Genomic DNA, 18,496 nt, shown 5'->3' with positions numbered 1-18,496 from the left:
GCGGCCGCACTACCTCCAGTCGGGAATAAAGAGGTAGATATGAAGGTTCAGAAATTCAGTCTGTCCGACGCCAAACTGGTCAAGTCTCCTGGACAGGATGCCGATATCTTTGTCGGAAATCTGATCGACGAAAAGGATGGTGGCCCTGTTACCATCGGATACGGCCGCTACGCTCCTGACCAGTCGCTTACAGAGACCATGGCCGTCCACGACACCATGATCGTCCTAAAAGGGAGGCTCTCGGTTTCTACGGGGGACGGAACCGTAACGGCGGGACCTGGTGACATCGTCTACATGCCCAAAGGCGAGGCCGTGACGATCACGACGGAGGGCGAGGGCGCGCTGACGGCCTACGTTACCTATCCTCACTGGGCGGAGGCGCATGAAAGATGACGGGAATGGCACCATCGCCGAAAGGCTGGGCGACGTTCGCCTGGCAGTCCGACTACGGTCAGTTCTACCTTGTGGACAGGGAGGACGAGGCTTTCGAGGCTCCCGTGGAGATCACGCCGGAGATGGAGGCACGCAGTCTATGCGTGACGCCCAATGGCCTGGTGATCTACACCCAGTCCAGCCTTCAGCAACATATCAGGATCGCTATCTACGACAGCGAACCCGAGCATCCCGTCACCGAGCCCATGAGCGGCAATCTGTGGACGCGAATAGAGCAGACCCAAGCCTCGTTCCCTTCGATGTCGTTCGGGATACTCAGCCCCTCGTTGCCCGATCCTTTGCCGTACGGCCCGATCTTCCTCGTGGGTAGCACCGACTGCGTGGTCCAGATCAACTGGATGGAATTCCAGGGCGACAGGGATGACAGCGTCCCGGCCGATCCGGACATCATCGATATCGCGATTTGGCCAGTCGTTGCTACACGAAACTATGCAGTGGAAGAACTAGGCGCTGAACTGACGCAACCTCTGGAAGCAGCTCTTGCCGACGAGACCGTTGACGGATCGATGACCATGCCAGCCGATCCGGTGCGGCAAGAGTGATACAGGTGGCGGGAAGCGTCACGCTGACGTTAAACGGCCGCGCTCCCACTGCTTACGAAGTAGCCGCCGACCCAGGAATAGACGTTTGTCGCGCCGACGAGACTTGGTCCGCGGTAGGCTAGTGCCGGGCCGCGGAACTTGATGAATCCTCATGAGTTATCGCGACAGGTCAACAAAGGAGGTTCGAAATGGCAACGACTTCTCGCGGACGAAACCAAGACCGGGCGCGTGTCGCCGCAGGTCAGGATCACGAAGTGGCTTACGAGGCCAAAAAGCAGGGCGTGCCGAAAACGAAGGTCAAGGATGCCGTCAAAACGGTCGGCAACAGCCGGAGCAAGGTTGAAGGCAAGCTCGAGAAATGAGCGGTGGGCAAGCGCAAAGTCCTGTCTCGACCCAGAAGGATGGCGACAGCAGCCCTTCGTCGATGTACGAAGTCCAGCGTGCTGAAGTATCGCTGATGGTGACGAAGGACAGTGGGCTTCGGGCGAAGGCAGAAATTACCAACCGAGGCCTTCTCTCTGTCGCGGTTCTGGTCTCGTCCATCCTGCTTTCGACTGCGGTTCTGGTCCACGTCGCGATTACCGCCGATCGTCGGCGGCGCTAGTCTTCGAGCCGGGCCGCTGGATAAGAATCGATCGAAGAAAAGGGAGGTTGGTTGGTGCCCTACGTCAAGGTTGAAATCGCCAAAGGAATTGCCACCGTCGATCAAAAACGAGCGGTTATCAGAAGAATGACCGAAGTGCTTGTCGAAGAACTGGGTCGCAATCCGGAATACGTCTTCGTCGTGATCGACGAGATAGACACCGACAATTGGGGCAGGAAAGGTGTCACGCTTACCGATCTCTGGCAGCAGGATAAACCGGAAACTGACACCCCCTAGATCGCGAAATTAGACGTGTGGCGTCTTTCCGAAGACGCCACACGTTTTCAGGTCAGTTGGCCTTTATCGTGCGATCTGGAGTGAGTTCCCTTGATCGAGAGACATCCTGGCACTTCAGGCGCCAGCAGGTCGTGTTTCTCCGCATATGCCACGAAGAGTCCCTGGGCAGTCTCGACAACAACAAATCTCAACATTAGTCCGTGGTTGGCTTTAACGTAGTTCGAGCCGAGCACAGCTCCATCGCAGCAGGCCGCGATGTGAATATCGTATTGATCGGGAGAGAAAACGATATCGGGGTCGGCGCTGTATTGAAGCTTGCCGCCGATCAACTCAAACTACCTAGTCTCGCGCAATCCGCGATTCACGGCACGCAAAGTGCTGATCAGATCGCTGGCGGAATTATAATGGCTTCACAGACTGGTTTTGTCGAAAAGAATGGTGCCTACGACCAAGTGTTTGCGGAAGCGGAAGCATTTCGGCGCAATGTATCCGCCGCTGAAGAAGCTTTTAAGAAGCAACAATTTCGGTCGGCTCATCGGTTTTATGGCGAAGCAATGAAGGTCGCCCCCCCCCGAAGGCCGAGGGACAGCACGTCTACGATTACGTCGTATCAGGCTACATCGCGTACTCGCTTTCAAGCGATGGTTCAGGGCTCCGAAATATACTGGATCGATGTGACTCTGAGTTCATTTCTCACATGGATGAGAGGTTGAAGTTTGTCATTGCAGAAGCCTATCAGGAAATCGCAAGAGGTCCCGAAAGAGACCAGCAAGCGGGCATGACGCTCGCACGCGCGGATGCATGACAGGGCCCATTGGCGTCGGGCTTGGCGGCCGGTTCAAACCATGCGCCGCCCGTCTAGACTGTCTCCGGCCAGACAGGTAGGACAGAATTTTACGGCTGCAGGTGCCAGCGCACGAGGCGTAAAGGCCATATCACCGAGCGTCAGTCGATGCCTTCCTGGCTTTGATATCCTGCGCGTAAGAAGTTCGTCCTTCGTGTCGGGAAGGAGTTCCGCGAGCCTGCAAATGGGTTCATCGTCGGCGCAAATGACCGCATCCAAACCTATGCCGACATCCGAGCAGAAACCGCGGAGGGAGCCTCTACCGTTCGCGCCCGCCGTGTGGAAAAGGTAGCTGGTGAGCACCTCGTCCTAGAAGAACGGAACGTGGAGTAGCCCGGTCATGTCGCCCCTTCCCGGTCAGCCTGTGCCGCGCTCTTAGTCCTCTTGCCCTGACGAGGACCATCGTACGGTGGGGGGGTTCGGTTATGGACCTGCTGCTGTCCATACGGAACATCGGTTTCGCGTACTTCCACTGGAGGGTTTTCTATTGTGCACTGCTAAGCGGTGACGTGCATAGTCGCCGTGCGAAGGTACAAACGGTGACGACAGACACAAACCCGGCTGACGAAGCGGCCACGTGCCGTTGCTGATACGGGCTTTTGAGATGCACCTACGAGGCAGAGCTCCCAAAGCTCGCGATTATCGTTTCCGCCGTGGAAGCCCGCGTTAAGCAGTCCCGCAATATCAGGTTGAAATTGTCGTGTGTGGACGCATTAAGTACCGAACCGAGTTGGGGGTTTAGATGAGCTTTGCATACCGCTTAATCGTCGCCGTTGGCCTGGCCAGCGCCGTCGACGTTGACTGCCGTGCCGAAGAACCTGTCTCGTCCGGGACGGGTTTTGCGGCGACAGCCGACGGATGGATACTCACCAACGCGCACGTGGTCGAGGATTGCGGACGCATCGAGGTGAAGGGGAAGGGTGACGCGACGGACACCAGAACCGACGCGATCAACGACCTGGCGGCATTGAAGATATCACCGGCCCCGTTGCTGCAGCCACTCGTTTTCCGGAACTCGCCGACGAGGCTGGGAGAAGACATCGTTGCAGTAGGATATCCGCTCGCCACGCTTCTCGCCGACTCGGTCAAGATCACGACGGGCAACGTTAACGCTCTTGCAGGTATCCGGAACGACACCAGATATATCCAGATCTCCACGCCGATCCAGCCCGGCAACTCCGGAGGCCCGGTCGTGGACCGCGCCGGAAACCTTATCGGAATCACCAGCGCGACCCTGTCGAAGAAGACGGCCGACGAGATCGGCATCACCGCCCAGAACGTGAACTTCGCCATCCGGGCATCAGTCGCGGAGCTCTTCATGCAGTCTCAGAGCCTGAAGGCACAGGCCGCCGATCCCGCTGCCGTTTCGGGATCGCTCTCGACTGCCGATCTCGCCGACCGGGTAACGCCGTCTGTCTTCCAGATCCTGTGCTATCCCAAGGCCGCGTCAAGAATCGCTGCGGCTCCGGAGACTCCGCCCGCCATGGGCAGCCCGCGTTCGGCCAGCTCGGTAAACCTCGCAACAGACGGAGAATCCGAAGCGACGCTCGAGGTTCCGAGAGCCCTTAGCGGGTACGTCCGTCACCCCAAGGGAGCCTCTCCGGTGAAGCAGGCGGCGAACGCCGACGCCAAAACCCTACGCTACGCGCCCAATGGCAGCGCCGTCGAAATAACGGAAACGTCGGGCGACTGGTACCGGGTCAACGTCGGCGGGGCCAGCGGCTACATGCATTACTCATGGGTGCGAGTGAGCCAGTTCGACGAGCCAGGTGGCGAGGGGCGGTTCGTCCAGGTCAAGAGCTTCAGGACGCTGGCTGACGCCCGATCATTCATCAGGGGATCAGCTGTTCCGCTTGCGGCCCACCTGGCGGCAAGCGGCTGGATCGCGGTGACGCTGCCGGACGTCTACGAGGAGCGGCAGGCGAAGGACCTGTCGGAAGCGTTAAAAGCGAGGGGACTTATCGCAGCGGACGCGATGGTCACGTTCGGCAATACATATGTCCGCAAAGTATGTTGCGACTGAAAACAGGGAGGGCAGAGACATGTTCAGGAAACCCGTGATCGGGATAGGCGCGCTATTTGCCGCAGCTCTCGCGCACCAAGCCAGTGCTGCCGAAGACCATTCGATCTATTACGGTTCCCGCGCGGGGATGCATCTGACGACGGTCTCGAAATCGGGGATCGGGACGGCGAGCGCGGTCATAGTTGTCAAGCACACGCCAAAGGACGCCAAGGCGTATTGCGTGGGGTACGAGCAGGACAACTCGATGGCATGCGTCAAACGCGCGATGGCGGAGGTGAAGGTCGGCGACCGCGTTACCGGGAACTGCAGGAAGGCGACCTGGACAGACATGTACGGCCAGTCATTCGCGTTCGAAGGCGCGATGAAGTCCGCCGACACCTTCGTCGATTATGCCGTCCGGGACCTGAAGTCGGGCGAGATCCTCGACGGTTCGTCCGCATCCGGCTACCCGGTGCAGCTCACGATCTTCCAGCAGCTCTGCCCCGGCGTCGCCAAGTGACAAGGGGAAGGGGAGGCTGTTGTTGGGCCCCACGACTGCTGGTTTTGGCCGCTCTCTTTGCCGTCTCGGCGCGCGCTGCGGACATTTCGTTCGATGGTATCCGGAACGACAGTCCGAAAGAGGTCCGGTTCCGGCTGCGTGGCGAGATCGCGCAAGGGGACGTGCAGCGTCTGGACGCGGCGCTCGTGGCGTCCGGCTTCAGCTATTCACAGGACCCGTGGCGCCGGATCGTCGTCTCTCTCGACAGCCCCGGAGGCTCCTACCACGAGGGACTGGATCTGGCTCTTGCCTTCCGGAAGCGCGGCCTCGCGACCGTCGTCCACTCGGGCGACCAATGCATGTCAGCGTGCGCCATCGCGTTCCTCGGCGGGACCGCGCTGCCCAAGGATCCTGAACAAGCCCGCGACAAGGACCCTCTGCCTGATCAGCTTCCCGACAGATCTCTGGAACCGCGAGCCGTCCTCGGGTACCACGCGCCGTATCTCGCGCTCACTGGGGAGCGCTACGATGCCTCCGTCGTCGCGGATGCTTATCGGTCGGCCGTGCTGGCGATATCAAGGCTGATCGCTGTCGCCGACAAGCTCTACGTCGTCCCGGCTGAACTCCCGAGACTTCTTGCGCCGACGAAGGACGAAATCTTCGTCGCCGATGACGCGGACAGCATCCGGGTTCTCGGAATCAAGTACGACGAACACTCCTATCAGATGCGCGAAAAGCCCGGCATAACGACGTCGATGATCGTAAACGGGTGCGTCAACCGCTACTACCACCTTGCGAGGCGGAGCAGCATGCAAGGGTTCGCGACCGCCAAGGCCACGATGGAGGAGTTTGTCGAAGGCTCCGAACTTCTGGAGAACGGAGAAGACAAGATCGCTTTTGGGAAGCGGCCTTTCAGGAAGGGAACGATCCAGACCTGGGTGGCCTACCTGCCCATCGCCAAGACCGCGGACGGCAAGAACTTCGTGTGGTGTCTGTTCGGGCCTGAGCCGTCCGACCTCAAGACGTTCTACAAGGCTGCTGGATCGATCGAGGAACTGTTTCCCAGTTTCGGCGGGAAGCGCGACTTCCTGACCCTTTCTTCAGGAGACGACCTCATTCAGCTGTCTACGGGAGACTGGATCCAGGATGAGGTTCGTGACATCGACCTGGTGCCACCGTACACCAAGCTTCACGATGTGCCGACCGTCCTGGAAAGATACCTGGCGAACGAGCAGGTCCTGAACTGGAGATCGCGTTGAGGAGTGGTAGGGGAATTCGGCAGGCAATAATGTCGGCGGTGCTGGTTCTCTGCTGCGCTTTTGCCGCGAAGGCGGAGAACACGCCATGCAGCGGCAGGAAGAGTGGCATAGCGGCGTGTCAGGGAGAGACCTTCATCTGCAATGACGGGTCCGTTTCGGGCAGCAAACGGTCTTGTTCGGCATATATGGGTGCGGCTTCGGGCCTCATCGGAAGCCCAGGAGCTCAGATGACACCTGCCTTGAGCTCAGAATGTTCCTGTCGGTTAGGCACTTACTGCACTGGCCCGCGTGGTGGGCGCTACTGCATGACGGACGGAGGAAAGAAGAGCTATCTGAGCAATTGAAGGCGGGCCATGCTGTTGTTGGACCGCGCCTGGATGACCGTAAACCATGGACTTGAAGGGCTGTAGACGTGGCAAAGAGCAAAGCGAAACGGAGGCCTACGAAACGCGCCGTCTTAGAATGCATTTCCTTGCACAATGACCGATCAAGTCGGGCTGCGCAGTCGACACAGGGAGTTGTTGCTCGTTGCGTTCTACGGATTACTGCGTCCGACAGGTGTTTCGAGGCAAAATACAGAGCATTACGTCACCTTATCGCAGGGTAGGTAAAACCTCACGCGACATGAACCCAATGAAGCCTGCCTGGTCACGCGATACGTTGTGAACATAGATCTCTTCGAAGCCGAGGGATTCCGCATCTGCGATCATGTCGAGCAACTCGCGCCCTTCGGTGACCAGTGGGATGACGCCCTCGATCTCATCAGGCTCAAAATCTTTCGTCAGCTCATCGAAGTCCCCGGGAGTGCGGAGATCGGCCAGAAGGTGGGGCGGGGCAGCGGCGTTACGCCATTGTTGCCAAGCCGCTATCCGGGCCTCATCCCTGGTCTCGCTCCAGGATACCTGAAGCTGGAGCGCCATAGGTTTTCCAGATCCGCCATTGCCGGCAAAGCTCTCCACAATCATCCGGAGTTCCGCTCTCGGCTTTCGGACGGTGATCAGTCCGTCGGCCCACGGGCCCAGCCACGCCGCTGTCTCAGGCGTGAGCGCTGCCCCGTATAAACGGGGCGGCGTCGCTGGAAGAGACCAGAGCTTCGCGTCGTCGACGTCGAACCACGGATGGTGCGCGGTAACCGTGTCGCCTCTGAACAAAGCCCGCAGGATGTCAGCCGACGCTCGAAGTCGCGCGTTGCGCTCGTCCTTCGAGGGCCACCCCGATCCCACAACGCTCTCGTTCAACGCTTCGCCACTACCGAGCGCGATCCATGGCAGACGGCTGGGAAACATCTCTGCCAGCGTTGCCACGAGATGCGCAAGCACCACAGGATGATAGCGCCAACCTCCAGGGATCGCGAGGCTGCCGAACGGCAGTGTCGTCCCGCTCAAGGCCGCGCCGAGCCATGCCCAGTTGTTGCCCGAGTTCCCTTGGCGCTCGCTCCAGGGCGCAATATGATCCGATGTCATGGCCGCTTGAAAGCCAGCCTGTTCCGCAGCCTTTACAAGCGCAAGCAACTCACTCGGGGGAAACTGTTCGTGGGAAGCATGGTAACCGATGATCATTCCGCAGCACCCCGGTACCCTGTCATGACGGGGATCACTGGAAGAGGACAGGGTACACCTGGAACATTCCTCCTGACCGCGAACACGTGACCGGAGAGAGGCGCAGTCTCAAGAGCAGAACTGTCCATGCCGTCGTACGCTGTGGTGATGAATAGGGTTTGCAGATTGTCGCCGCCGAAAGCGCAACTCGTCACGTTCGGTACCGAAACCGGGATCCGCTCCACCTCGTCGCCGCGCGGCGAGTAAACCGCGACGCATGAGCCGCCGTAAATCGCCGCATAGACGTTTCCTTCCACGTCAACCGCAAGCCCGTCGGGGTTCTCGCCTTCGAGCTGTACGAACACTCTCCTGTTTGCAATAGCGCCGCTCTCGGCGTCGTAGTCGTACCGCCAAACGATACCGCGCGCAGTGTCTGCATGGTACATGACCGTGCCGTCAGGACTCCAGCCCTTGCCATTGGCATTCTCATAACCATCCTCGACGTCGAGCAAGCCCTCGCTCGTCAATCGATAGAGTGCTGCAGTTCCGGACGGATCTTCAGATGTGTCTATCGTTCCGACCCAAAGACGTCCAAGCGGACCGCATTTACCGTCGTTCAAGCGATGGTTCGCAGGGAGATCAAGCTCCGCGATCAGTTCCTCTCTGCCGCTGTGGAGATCAAGCTGGTATATTCCGTCGGCAAGGCCTGCGATGATCCTATGTTCTGACCGTGCCGGGAACGCAAAGCTCACGGGCAGGCGGGTATCGACATGCGACAACTCTTTTCTTCCCATATGATAGATATAGATTTTCTGTCCGAGGATGTCTGTCCACAACAGACGACCGCTATCGTCCCAGAACGCAGCTTCGCCTAAGCGGCAACGTGGTAGCTCAAGATCGATGGGTGTCGGGATCGCCATTATGTCTTGCCCTGTAATCAGTTTCGCAGACAACTCGGCCAAAACTCGTCGGTTCCCTGTACCTGAGGACTGGAACGGGCGCGGGGGCTGCCGAAAAACGGAAAGTCCCAATACCGACTTGCGCCGGCACTCTGATCGGATGTAGCAACTTAGGTTAACGACAAGAAGGCAGGTTTCCGAAGCCAGCAGAACTTTCCCTGGGAGAGCATGAAGACGGGCCTTGGCGGGCGAGGGGTCCGATCTCCATCATGCTAAACGGCTCGCGATCGAGATTGAACGTCGCTAGGGTATGGGACACAATCTCGCTTCATAGGCCAGGCGGACGACGCGCGACTGTATGAGAACAAGTATTTCGAAGCGCACTTCATTATGAGGGTAGACAGCATGCTTCGCGAGCAGCTCTCACGCGCAAGGATTTCGTCGAACACCAACGGACAACATCGGAGCAGGTTGAGCTTTTGTTGCGCCATTAAGGTGGCAACAGGAGAAGAAAGTCCCAGCGTCGCTCCTCTTGGAGGCACATAGGACCAGGATGCTCATGATCGTCGCAGACAGAGGTGTAGCGCGGCGATTGCTCGACAGCGATCGTAACGCAGATTAGAGGTTAGAGGCTCGTGAAGGTCGCGCTCGGCATAGACGCCGCATGGACGGAGAAGGCGCCGAGCGGTGTCGCTTTGATAGCCGATTACGGAGACGGTTGGAACCTTGTCGATGTGAAGGCATCCTACGCGGCATTTCTCGGCGGCAGCGATGCTGTACCAGTCCTCAGGCATCGTGGAAGCATCCCGGATGCTAAGGCAATCGTCGAAACCGCCTCCGCCAAGGCTGGCGCTTCTGTCGACCTGGTGGCGATAGACATGCCCTTGTCGATGGCCCCAATAGTAAACCGTAGGACCTCCGACAACATGATCTCGGCTGCGTATGGTTCCAGACATGCCAGCACCCATACCCCGAGCGCGGCGCGCCCCGGTCGGCTTAGCGATGAGTTGCGGGTCGGGTTAGATGCAGTCGGGTATCCGCTGGCCGTGTCCGCATTCGGTGGCCAGGCGCTCATCGAGGTCTATGCGCATCCGGAGCTGATGGAGCTGACTAACGCCGATCGGCGGCTTCCATACAAGCAGTCGAGGATCGGGAAGTACTGGCCCGATCTCGTAGCCGGCATGCGTCGCCACAGACTGCTGGAAGTGTGGGCCGAGATCATCCAACAACTCGATGCAGAGATAAAAGGAGTTGCGGCAGCGCTGTCGTTGCCTTCGGTCGACGCACGAGTGTACGAGCTCAAGGCATTCGAGTATGCACTGGACGCGGTCGTGTGCGCGTGGGTCGGTGCCTGCGCCTTGGATGGAAAGGCGAAACCCTTTGGTGATCGCGAATCCGCTATCTGGGTACCTGCCCTACGTTAGCAGTAAGATAAAAGCATTCAGTTGGCCTTCGAGAGATCAACGGGCGTGAGCGCTTCTTTAATTAGTGTTCCGAGAACGTTGTGAACAAACTGCGCGGTGCTGAGGCTCATCCGCATCCGGTTGGTGACATCAGCGATTGCCGGATCTTTTCCATCGGTGATGCCTGCCGCGAGGGACAGGTAGACCAGTCCGTTCAGTTGACGAGCTTCCACAATGATGTCGGCGAAGGTAACAGGCACGCCGCTGTCCCGAATATCAAAGTTGTCGTCCCCTATCCCAATTTGTCGGCCGCTCGTAATCGTCACGCGCCTATCTAATTTCCCACTCATCTTCGTCTCTTTGTATTAATTGCCGTGCTTGCCCTGAGACCAACTATCTCACCCTTCGGATATCTAACATGGCTCGCTTGCGCGGGGCTTCTCCAAGGAGAACGGGATGCCAAGAAACAACGGGTACGTTTCCAGACCTACGTCCGAACGAGGCTTGCAAGTCTATGAAGATGGCAGAACATCACCTGGCGAAGGTATCGATGTCTTGTATATGTCCCGGGTTTCTTCGCCAGAAGTGCCGCGGTTTCAGAGACGGAAACGTCAGCCGTGTTCATGAATTCAAACCATCATACCGATCTACAGGAACTCCCATGCGATCACTTCGCTTGGAATGGATTCTTCTTCGCAGGCGCGACGCCAAGTTCCCGATTCAGCTTCTTCAGAGCGAGCCGGGCTAGAGCCGCCCAGAGATGCCTGTAACCTGTTCAACACGACATGTCGAAGGCATGGCGACCGTTGTTTCCGCTTCCGACAACGCTTTCCCATGGACCGTTCTAGCAAACGTAGTTCGACCGACGGCTTCATAGGCGAAGCACAGGGAGCCCTGATCCGGCGACGTATACCAAAACAAACCGCTGGGCCAACCGTTGTCGAGAACGTGAGCTGGGAGATCGTCGCGGCGGATGAGGAGTTCGGTCTTTTCCATCAGTTTCGCGGCTATCGCGTCCCACTCTTCCTGCTCGAAGCGCATTTCCATGCCCGGCATCAATTCTGCGTCGTGGTCGAAGATCCGGAGTGTGTAACTCGACGAAGTAGATGCGCCAGCCCGGTCGTACGATACGACCAAGTAAGGCTCGATCCCTTCCAAGTCACCGATTTTCAGCCACCGCCCGATTATGGCGACCTGTGCGCTTCCTTGCGCGAAATTTCGCTCCACTTGCTCCAATATTTTCGTAGCGTGTTTGTTCACATAGCTCCAATGCACGCCCGCGCAGACCTCGGCGTCATCAACGAACACTCGGATTGAACCGGGTGTAACGACGATCGCAATATCCTCAGTCCCTACCAAAAGCCGAGCAATGAACTTCACCGGACCACTCATAGGGGCATCAATCATATTTCTTGCAGACGCAACATCGGTGAGCATGAATGTCATTGTCGGTTTCCTTTTCCTCCCCATGCTGATCCGGATTTTTCGCGATTGCAATCCTATTCCCCTACGGAAGACGTAGCCCCGGGATCTGTCAATGTCGTTTGAGTGTATTTCGGCATGCAAAATTGACCCTTATCGGGGTGATCGGCATCCATTTTTGTATACCGATGGACAGCCTACTGCACGGTTCTGCTCAACTGGTCCATTGCATCGGCGTCTCCCTGTGGCATCTCGGCACGGAGCTGCTCAAGGAACACTTCAGCCGTTGTTGTCTCCACGATTTTTGACGACCTCATTTCGGCAAGTAACCTGTCGGATGGAACGAGGCCGCCCTTGTCCTCGAAAAGAGCGTCAATGCGTCGATTTTGCTCGGCCATACGTGCCCGGAACAGGTTTTGAGCCTCTTTCAAATGCTTTGGCAGTTTCGACATCGGGGTCCTCCAGCTCATGACACTGGACAAGTATCGAGGAGCTCTGAACGATTCCGCTGTCCGATCGATAAAGTTGGCTGGAACTCGGGATTATTGCGCTTGGCATAGATTACGTAGTCACCCCAGCGCCTGCTAGGTCGTCGAGGTCTACTCGAAATGCTCGTGTTCATCCGAACTGACGAACGACCCGATCTTCGGGGTGGCGAGCGCCCGTTCCACGCGACCGACGCGATCGTCGGCGGTAGACGTGGACGTCATCGGAGTAGGCTGCTATCCCCGCAACGCGAGGACCTCGCTACTCTGGGTTCTGCTCGAAACTTGGCGGAACTATCGAAAGCCGATCATGGTGCCGGGGACGAGCTGTCACCACGGCCATCCCGTGCATCACGGACGGTGTCCGGCCTCGACAAGGGCGGCTAGCTTAGACATGTGCTGGAACGAGTGATGTGGCAGCTTTTCACAGCGCCGATACCCCGGTGTATGCTGGTATCCCATCGTAGACCGACCGCCTTGGCATAGGCCTTTCATCAGGAGAATGGCCTCATACGCTCGGACATGTCGGTCGACCCAAATCTGGCGGCGGAGCTTGCGTCTATACGTTGAAGTCCTGCAGCTTAGCCCGTTAGGAAATCCGCCTCCACGAGAGAGTTCTTGCGTCAAGAGTTCAATGGAGACCATCAGATGGCAGCGACCGAACGAAGGCGATAGGGGACTGAGACGGACGTCGCCTTCCACCTCGATCTCGTCCAGAGGGCCAAATACCTGGCCGTTCGCTCCTTGCGGCCGAAGGAATACTCGGTCAGTCTTGGAAGTAGTAAGAGATCCGATGAGGCAAACAGTGCAATACGATCACGCTCGCGAGGAACGACTGGAGGTATATTACCGGAGGCAGACGGCCTCGCTAATGAGGAAAGATGCTGCGCTCAAAACGGTCGATGAAGCCCTTGGCCTTACGCAGGACGTCAGGCTTCCCAGGTTCTCGGTCGAATTCAGGCTTAGCGAGGATGTCGAATACATGCCGGGCCGTTGGGGGCTGGCGTCGGGGCTCGGTACGGCTTTCGAAAACTACGTGGCCCGGCTATGCGAGATGGAAAAGGTCCGCTTCGCAAACGGCGTCGTCGGCGGCCTTATGCCCGCCCATCATAAGGCTTTCCACGACGTAGTCGAAGCGGCGGAGACGCTGGAAAGGCTCGGGTGGCCTGTCAACTGGCAACAGAACGTCCAAACCATTTTAGAACCTACGGAATACGGTCTTCGCGACGGGAAACTCGTTGATCGTTTCGTGGGTCAACCAGAGCACACGACGCTCGGCGATGAGTTGCTTTTGCTCGGAACAGTCACGTTCTATCAACAGAACCGTTCGGCGGACGGCTTGACCACACCTTTCAAGGCCAGGGTGATGACTGCGACGAACCGGGCACTGCACGAAGCCACACAAATTCTCCTGCGCAATGACCAGGGCGACTTGCCAGCGCGCTTTACGTATTCCAGCGAGTGGTTGCCCGGCAAATCCGGTAGGTCGTATAGGATCGCAGTCTAAGAGGCCTCGTAGCCGCGTTGCGGGAGGGCCACTTGCCTGAAGACAAGGTACTGGTTTAATCAGTAGACGGATCCGGTCCGAGGGCGGCAACGCTAAGGTATTCGCCAGTGGACCCGACGACGGTCCGGATAAAGACGACTTGCGGCTCAGTCACCACCTCCGCGTGCTGGCCCAGTAGTGGACGCGGACAAGCTCTTCGGTTCAGTCGACCGCGTACGTACGTTATCATCGTTGACCGCCGAACCAGACACAGGGGTGGAGAGTTTTTGCAAACCCTCCCGCTCATACTGACCGCCGCGATCGTTGCCCGAGGTCGAGCGAGCGCGCCTGTGAGGCAATTGCAATTTCGTTAGAAAAAACTCTGGACACCGCGGTTTTCTCCGGTGAGCATGTCTGTATTGGAACGGCAAACAAACCCTCCCAACCAGCAGAAGCTTCCGGCCAACATGGCAGGTTGCACCGACGCTCTCGTGCACGGCGGCGGTCCCCGACGCGCTAATCCGGCGGCAAAAAGGCAGACACTATGGATGACGATGACAAGACCTACCTGTACCTCACGCTGGATCAACTGATCTTGGCCACCGTCCGGCTTGACGACGATCTGGACAGAGCAATCGTCTCGGCAGTAGGTGAGTTCGCTAAACACCGCGGGACTGCACTCTGGATTGAAGACACCGCAGACGGCAGCCCGCGGAGATATGAGGATCCTGCCACAGCTCGCCTCGGCCTTCCAGACAACCACACCGTAGTTGATATCTTCGTACGCTCTGGCCGCATTCCGACCGACGACTATGCGGTGTTGACGTCGGACAAGACCGCAACCCGTTTCAGCTTGATCGTCGTAAGTGCGGAGGCTGAATATTCTCAGGCTATCGAGGCGCTGCGGACGGCAGTGACGACAAGCGCACCGGGGGACGACGAGGCCACATACGATATCCAGGTTTTGAAGGACGCAGTCGTCGCCGCAGGGGAGCGGGCTTCGGGCGCGCACCCTCCGATCGGTGTAGACTTCCATTCGGAGATCGATGCCGTTCTCGCGGAGTCAGCATGGAGGCTGGCCGGAAGTCGGATCGCTTCCCGAGTATCCGGCATCCAGATCGGAGCCATCACCCGTGTCCATGATTGGGAAATGATTCCGGCGGTGCGTTTCAAGTTTCAGCTGGAGGACGAAGTCACATGGCGCGACGCCTATGCTTTCGTCCGCAAAGAGGACGGCGAATGGAAGGTGGCGCCCCGGGAGGTCAGCTGGCTGCAAGAACGCAAGCGGCAGTATCGGATCAATGACGCCCAGATTGGCGTAATCCATCAGCTTCTCGAAAAGCTGGGAATGCGCGAAGAATAGGCGGCCTCGACGCTTGGCGCAGATGCGCCGCCACCGACCGATGTCGCGACTTGATCTAAGTGCAACCGGGATTGGACGAACGTCCGTCCCGGTTACTTTTTATCGTGGCTTCCAGCGAAGGCCCAACCTCTTGTACGTGAACGAGACTGCCCTTGGAAACCTACGGCATCACATTGGGGGACGGCCGGACTATGAAGCGGTTTCGAGTTTCAGAGCGACCGCGCTCTAGACGGAGCCGACCGAGGCAACCAAAGGGGGCCGAAGCGATCAATGGCGCGCTTCTCGAGCGGGTATCTCAGCGGCCTGGACGAAAACGCCGCTCTATAACGCTAGTTATGCTCGACAATTGAGTAACGAATGCCAACTACATCCTCTAATTCGACCTCGCTGCTGATCACCCTGGCGAGGCGCGGATGACTTGCCGCATACAAAGATCACCATCCGGATGGCACGTAGTGTACATCTCGCCGTCGATCAGCCTGAACTCCCTGACGTCGGGTACTTCGAACAAGCCGAACGGCAATGGACGGCTGGCGTTCGGGTTATGGAATATCCGCAGCCCGTCACGCAGGCTCTCTTGGTAGTCCGCCTTTGTGCCGAAGATCGGGAGCATTTCCACGTTGTTTCGAATGCGAATAGCTTGAAAGCAGAGATCGGCGTTGCTCCGCCCGAGTGCGCGAACTTTTCCATAGGTCGCCACGCTGCTGTACATCACTGCGCTCACGTCCCGGTACTCGGGTCTGTCAAAAATACCGAGAGGCAGGGCGACCTTCCCGTTCTTCAGGAACGTCTCTCGTTTTTCGAGATCGTATAGGAGACGCTGCATCGCGACGTCACCGAGCTGGAAGCTATCAGGCGTGCTGAAATTATGGATCGCCAGGATGAAGGGCTTACCCTCGACGTGCGGCATGGCGGAATAACGACGCTCATAGATAGCTCGTTTGCCGTCGAGGCTGTTATAAAGGCGTGCGAGGGTTTCCAGCCATCGCGGCTCTACGTCTCGTGGATCAGACACATCCCGAAGGCTTTTCAGCCAATCCGGAGGCGACCCGTCAGACGGATTGGACACGACAGCTTCGATCGTCAAAGTCGCATCAGCGATAACGAAATCCGGGGCTGCATGAGAGAAGTCTACGGACCACCCGAGGCTCTTGAGCACGGCAAACAGATAGAGCTCCCACCAGCACGAGTTGAATGTCAGCTGGAATTCCTGCACGAACTTGCCGTCCCGATCGACAAAGTCGACCAGCCAATCAGAAAGCACTTCTCTGATATCCCAGTCCGTCGATGAGATCAGACGGTTGAAATGCGGGTGAAGTCGTTTCTCTGGCACTACCGGGGTAAAGAGGTCGAGCAATGAGAGCGGCACCATTTGCTTCGTGTTCGATCTCTACTGCACACTGCGATCACTTGCCAAGGCCACCCACAAACTCAAGGACGAACGCTAAAATGCTCTGGGCCGTAGTTCGTCCTTTCATGCAAGCGAAGCCGGAAACCATCCCAGCTCGCCGACAGGCCCGTCGTGAGCATTCATGGTCGTCGGCGCCGCAGTCCGGCAAATTCTCTGCCCAAGCGATCCACTGTGGTACGAGTTTCGACGAACCTGAATGTTAGGATGCCATCGACAACCCGCAGTACTGCGTGGTGTCGTGGATCTCATAAAGTTCATCGCTAACAACCGAGAGGATGAAAGCGGGGGAAGCATCTGCTGGAAGTAAAGTCGCGCAGAGAACTCCGCTCTTATACGCTCCGCAGTCCACGTTGATACGGTTTACGTGTACTTCGGGAAAAGGGCTCCCGGTGACCGTATGGCCGTGGACTACCGTCTTGGGCAGGCGGTCGCGGCATGCGATGAGCGTCTTGCTGTTCCATCGCAGTTTGTAGGGATCTTGCTGATCCATGGGGAATGCAGGATCAATGCCCGCGTGGACCAAAACGAATTTCGGGAGCTCCAGGAAAGCAACGGCATCGCGGATCATGGCTATGTGGGAGGCTTGCTCCGTCCTCAGGATTCCCGCGAGCTCGTCGCTGAGGCAGACCAAATCGTCGTCATCGAGGAAATCGAAGCCCCTATAACCGTACGACGCCACGGTGCTCAGGCCGCCGTTCCAGCACCAGCTTCTTGACCACTTACTACCCCCGTCGACGAACCTGAGCATGAGGTCTTCGTGGTTGCCCATAATGAGCCGCGAGGCAGGGTTCCGGGCAAGCTCGCTAGCCACCATGTCGAGGCAGTCCTTCGAATCCGGACCTCTGTCGATGACGTCTCCGAGAAATACCACCCGAGCGTCGGGGTGGAAGGCGTGGGCATGCTTGAGGAGCCTCTCAAGGAGGTCGGCGCGCCCGTGTATGTCTCCGACTGCGATTGTATCCATGATAGTCCCCGCATTTTTTCAACTTCCATAGCGGGCGACGATAAGGAACGCGTTGAGCAGGTGCTTCGACTTTTAACGGTCGTGGAGAATCTCGCGCGACAGCCAGGCGCGCATCCCGGCTTCAGAAAGGGACGGACCGTTTCCCGGTTGTGTCGGTCCATTCCCTCACCAAGTTCTACAAGCTGAAGCCACCTCGCACGGGTGCACCGTTCCCAAATCCTGCGACGTTGCCCGCCACCCCATTCACTGCGGCAAGAAAGGCCGTATGGAACAGGGGGTCATCCAAAGCAGGATCTTTTACGACCACGTCGATGTCGGCATCCGCATTCAGCGATGGCGTGAGGCCGTAGCTCACAACTGACTGGCCATACAGGAGATCGGCCAGCGACATCCTGTGGTCGGCTTGTACAAATGGTCTGCAGACGACACCCATACCGAACATGTCCGCCTCGCCGTCTCTCGACAGGCGCTCAATATAAAGACCATCCAACAAGATATTCTCGGCTGCGTAGACCGTGGCGGAGGCGCCGAGGTGGACGTAGATAGGTTCGCTTGCAGCAAGTCCGAGCAAACGGTCGCCCGTCAAATCCGGCCCCAGGTTCATTGACGGGTCAACTATGGTTCTCGAGCCGGTCAGCCATCGCTGCCTCAGGACGTCGGCGGTCTTGGCGAGATCGACCCGAAGATCGAACTCCTCGCGGCTCATCGATCCGTACTCGGCAACCAGCAGTCGCTCATGTGAAATCGCTGCATTCGAACGCAAAGTCATCCTGACTTCACTCGCTCGCTTGTCGTATCGACGCGCGAGATCCGCCGACCAGTAAGGGTGGTATTCGCTAAGATTTTTCATGAGCTCTCTCCTTTCGGACAGGCTCGTCGGGTGCCATGCAAGCGACAAACGCCGCTCTTCTGGTTTTGCAAATTATGCAATTAAAGCAGAGGGATACGCACATTCGGTATTCTGTGGAAAAACCTATTGGCTCATAACGAACATTTGTTGGGGTTCTGGGACATAGCTTGGCGCCATTTTCAAATAAGAACTGACT

General features: G+C 57.9%; 20 protein-coding genes. 11 read left to right on the top strand and 9 right to left on the bottom strand.

Features of this window, described 5'->3' with window-relative positions; genetic code table 11:
- Positions 1-39: 39 nt before the first annotated feature.
- The 5 genes from ASG19_RS07160 to ASG19_RS07145 all read left to right on the top strand — a co-directional run bounded on the left by ASG19_RS07160 (position 40) and on the right by ASG19_RS07145 (position 1,875).
- Positions 40-393: an AraC family ligand binding domain-containing protein gene (locus ASG19_RS07160; RefSeq protein WP_062454499.1), complete on the top strand. Its 354-nt coding sequence runs from the start codon at positions 40-42 to the stop codon at positions 391-393.
- Positions 394-398: 5 nt separating this feature from the next.
- Positions 399-995, top strand: coding sequence for a hypothetical protein (locus ASG19_RS07155; protein ID WP_210168443.1), 597 nt, complete (start codon positions 399-401; stop codon positions 993-995).
- Positions 996-1,183: 188 nt separating this feature from the next.
- On the top strand, positions 1,184-1,357 hold the full coding sequence (locus ASG19_RS23430; protein WP_082476211.1) for a DUF3606 domain-containing protein: 174 nt from the start codon (positions 1,184-1,186) through the stop codon (positions 1,355-1,357).
- Positions 1,354-1,599: a hypothetical protein gene (locus ASG19_RS07150; protein ID WP_062454495.1), complete on the top strand. Its 246-nt coding sequence runs from the start codon at positions 1,354-1,356 to the stop codon at positions 1,597-1,599. Before ASG19_RS23430 ends, ASG19_RS07150 begins: the two co-directional genes overlap by 4 nt.
- A 54-nt stretch (positions 1,600-1,653) precedes the next feature.
- Entirely contained in the window at positions 1,654-1,875 is a 222-nt protein-coding gene (locus ASG19_RS07145; protein WP_062455003.1) for a 4-oxalocrotonate tautomerase family protein, read from the top strand.
- A 47-nt stretch (positions 1,876-1,922) separates the two neighbouring features.
- On the opposite strand, the gene ASG19_RS24300 is transcribed toward ASG19_RS07145, so the two are convergent.
- Positions 1,923-2,204: a hypothetical protein gene (locus tag ASG19_RS24300; protein WP_156466420.1), complete on the bottom strand. Its 282-nt coding sequence runs from the start codon at positions 2,202-2,204 to the stop codon at positions 1,923-1,925.
- A gap of 1,257 nt (positions 2,205-3,461) precedes the next feature.
- Between ASG19_RS24300 and ASG19_RS07135 the strand changes: the two genes are divergently transcribed.
- Genes ASG19_RS07135 through ASG19_RS07125 form a run of 3 tightly spaced genes read left to right on the top strand, consistent with a single transcriptional unit; the run spans position 3,462 to position 6,479 of the window.
- A complete protein-coding gene (locus ASG19_RS07135) occupies positions 3,462-4,742 on the top strand; it encodes a trypsin-like peptidase domain-containing protein (protein ID WP_062454491.1) in 1,281 nt (426 codons plus the stop codon).
- A gap of 19 nt (positions 4,743-4,761) precedes the next feature.
- Entirely contained in the window at positions 4,762-5,241 is a 480-nt protein-coding gene (locus tag ASG19_RS07130) for a hypothetical protein (RefSeq protein ID WP_062454489.1), read from the top strand.
- A gap of 44 nt (positions 5,242-5,285) precedes the next feature.
- Complete coding sequence (locus ASG19_RS07125; protein ID WP_156466418.1) at positions 5,286-6,479, top strand: hypothetical protein; 1,194 nt, start codon at positions 5,286-5,288, stop codon at positions 6,477-6,479.
- A 593-nt stretch (positions 6,480-7,072) separates the two neighbouring features.
- On the opposite strand, the gene ASG19_RS07120 is transcribed toward ASG19_RS07125, so the two are convergent.
- The gene (locus ASG19_RS07120) at positions 7,073-8,038 is read right to left on the bottom strand and encodes a TIGR03885 family FMN-dependent LLM class oxidoreductase (protein ID WP_062454487.1); all 966 of its coding nucleotides are present in this window, start codon (positions 8,036-8,038) and stop codon (positions 7,073-7,075) included.
- Complete coding sequence (locus ASG19_RS07115; protein ID WP_156466417.1) at positions 8,035-8,937, bottom strand: SMP-30/gluconolactonase/LRE family protein; 903 nt, start codon at positions 8,935-8,937, stop codon at positions 8,035-8,037. Before ASG19_RS07115 ends, ASG19_RS07120 begins: the two co-directional genes overlap by 4 nt.
- Positions 8,938-9,551: 614 nt before the next feature.
- On the opposite strand from ASG19_RS07115, the gene ASG19_RS07110 reads away from it, so the two are divergent.
- Positions 9,552-10,340, top strand: coding sequence for a DUF429 domain-containing protein (locus ASG19_RS07110; protein ID WP_082476210.1), 789 nt, complete (start codon positions 9,552-9,554; stop codon positions 10,338-10,340).
- A 17-nt stretch (positions 10,341-10,357) separates the two neighbouring features.
- Here the strand turns inward: ASG19_RS07110 and ASG19_RS07105 are convergent, their stop codons facing one another.
- The 3 genes from ASG19_RS07105 to ASG19_RS07095 form a co-directional block, all read right to left on the bottom strand.
- Positions 10,358-10,669, bottom strand: a complete 312-nt coding sequence (locus tag ASG19_RS07105; protein ID WP_156466416.1) for a hypothetical protein — start codon at positions 10,667-10,669, stop codon at positions 10,358-10,360.
- 394 nt (positions 10,670-11,063) lie between these two features.
- Positions 11,064-11,765 (bottom strand): hypothetical protein, encoded by a 702-nt coding sequence (locus ASG19_RS07100; RefSeq protein WP_062454481.1) that lies wholly within the window; start codon positions 11,763-11,765, stop codon positions 11,064-11,066.
- 173 nt (positions 11,766-11,938) lie between these two features.
- Positions 11,939-12,193 carry a hypothetical protein gene (locus ASG19_RS07095; RefSeq protein ID WP_062454479.1) on the bottom strand — a complete coding sequence of 85 codons (255 nt, stop codon included), beginning with the start codon at positions 12,191-12,193 and terminating at the stop codon, positions 11,939-11,941.
- A 904-nt stretch (positions 12,194-13,097) separates the two neighbouring features.
- Between ASG19_RS07095 and ASG19_RS07090 the strand changes: the two genes are divergently transcribed.
- Together ASG19_RS07090 and ASG19_RS07085 are read left to right on the top strand one after the other, a co-directional pair.
- Complete coding sequence (locus tag ASG19_RS07090; RefSeq protein WP_156466415.1) at positions 13,098-13,733, top strand: hypothetical protein; 636 nt, start codon at positions 13,098-13,100, stop codon at positions 13,731-13,733.
- A 523-nt stretch (positions 13,734-14,256) separates the two neighbouring features.
- On the top strand, positions 14,257-15,075 hold the full coding sequence (locus ASG19_RS07085) for a hypothetical protein (protein ID WP_062454475.1): 819 nt from the start codon (positions 14,257-14,259) through the stop codon (positions 15,073-15,075).
- 394 nt (positions 15,076-15,469) lie between these two features.
- On the opposite strand, the gene ASG19_RS07080 is transcribed toward ASG19_RS07085, so the two are convergent.
- From ASG19_RS07080 to ASG19_RS07070, 3 genes are all read right to left on the bottom strand, one after another.
- The gene (locus tag ASG19_RS07080; RefSeq protein ID WP_062454472.1) at positions 15,470-16,447 is read right to left on the bottom strand and encodes a hypothetical protein; all 978 of its coding nucleotides are present in this window, start codon (positions 16,445-16,447) and stop codon (positions 15,470-15,472) included.
- 238 nt (positions 16,448-16,685) lie between these two features.
- Complete coding sequence (locus ASG19_RS07075) at positions 16,686-17,450, bottom strand: metallophosphoesterase (RefSeq protein ID WP_062454470.1); 765 nt, start codon at positions 17,448-17,450, stop codon at positions 16,686-16,688.
- Between the two features lie 175 nt (positions 17,451-17,625).
- Positions 17,626-18,300, bottom strand: coding sequence for a hypothetical protein (locus tag ASG19_RS07070; protein ID WP_062454468.1), 675 nt, complete (start codon positions 18,298-18,300; stop codon positions 17,626-17,628).
- Positions 18,301-18,496: the final 196 nt, after the last annotated feature.

The organism is Rhizobium sp. Leaf306 (genome assembly GCF_001423425.1).
GTDB lineage: Bacteria > Pseudomonadota > Alphaproteobacteria > Rhizobiales > Rhizobiaceae > Neorhizobium > Neorhizobium soli.
Note: the sequence above shows the minus strand (reverse complement) of the source record. Positions and strands in the feature narration are given on the sequence as shown.

Bases quoted from the DNA above. Each gene is read 5' to 3' on its own strand.
- ASG19_RS07160 (WP_062454499.1), top strand. From the start codon at position 40: ATGAAGGTTCAGAAATTCAGTCTGTCCGACGCCAAACTGGTCAAGTCT.
- ASG19_RS07155 (WP_210168443.1), top strand. From the start codon at position 399: ATGGCACCATCGCCGAAAGGCTGGGCGACGTTCGCCTGGCAGTCCGAC.
- ASG19_RS23430 (WP_082476211.1), top strand. From the start codon at position 1,184: ATGGCAACGACTTCTCGCGGACGAAACCAAGACCGGGCGCGTGTCGCC.
- ASG19_RS07150 (WP_062454495.1), top strand. From the start codon at position 1,354: ATGAGCGGTGGGCAAGCGCAAAGTCCTGTCTCGACCCAGAAGGATGGC.
- ASG19_RS07135 (WP_062454491.1), top strand. From the start codon at position 3,462: ATGAGCTTTGCATACCGCTTAATCGTCGCCGTTGGCCTGGCCAGCGCC.
- ASG19_RS07130 (WP_062454489.1), top strand. From the start codon at position 4,762: ATGTTCAGGAAACCCGTGATCGGGATAGGCGCGCTATTTGCCGCAGCT.
- ASG19_RS07120 (WP_062454487.1), bottom strand. From the start codon at position 8,038: ATGATCATCGGTTACCATGCTTCCCACGAACAGTTTCCCCCGAGTGAG.
- ASG19_RS07115 (WP_156466417.1), bottom strand. From the start codon at position 8,937: ATGGCGATCCCGACACCCATCGATCTTGAGCTACCACGTTGCCGCTTA.
- ASG19_RS07105 (WP_156466416.1), bottom strand. From the start codon at position 10,669: ATGAGTGGGAAATTAGATAGGCGCGTGACGATTACGAGCGGCCGACAA.
- ASG19_RS07100 (WP_062454481.1), bottom strand. From the start codon at position 11,765: ATGACATTCATGCTCACCGATGTTGCGTCTGCAAGAAATATGATTGAT.
- ASG19_RS07095 (WP_062454479.1), bottom strand. From the start codon at position 12,193: ATGTCGAAACTGCCAAAGCATTTGAAAGAGGCTCAAAACCTGTTCCGG.
- ASG19_RS07090 (WP_156466415.1), top strand. From the start codon at position 13,098: ATGAGGAAAGATGCTGCGCTCAAAACGGTCGATGAAGCCCTTGGCCTT.
- ASG19_RS07085 (WP_062454475.1), top strand. From the start codon at position 14,257: ATGGATGACGATGACAAGACCTACCTGTACCTCACGCTGGATCAACTG.
- ASG19_RS07080 (WP_062454472.1), bottom strand. From the start codon at position 16,447: ATGGTGCCGCTCTCATTGCTCGACCTCTTTACCCCGGTAGTGCCAGAG.
- ASG19_RS07075 (WP_062454470.1), bottom strand. From the start codon at position 17,450: ATGGATACAATCGCAGTCGGAGACATACACGGGCGCGCCGACCTCCTT.
- ASG19_RS07070 (WP_062454468.1), bottom strand. From the start codon at position 18,300: ATGAAAAATCTTAGCGAATACCACCCTTACTGGTCGGCGGATCTCGCG.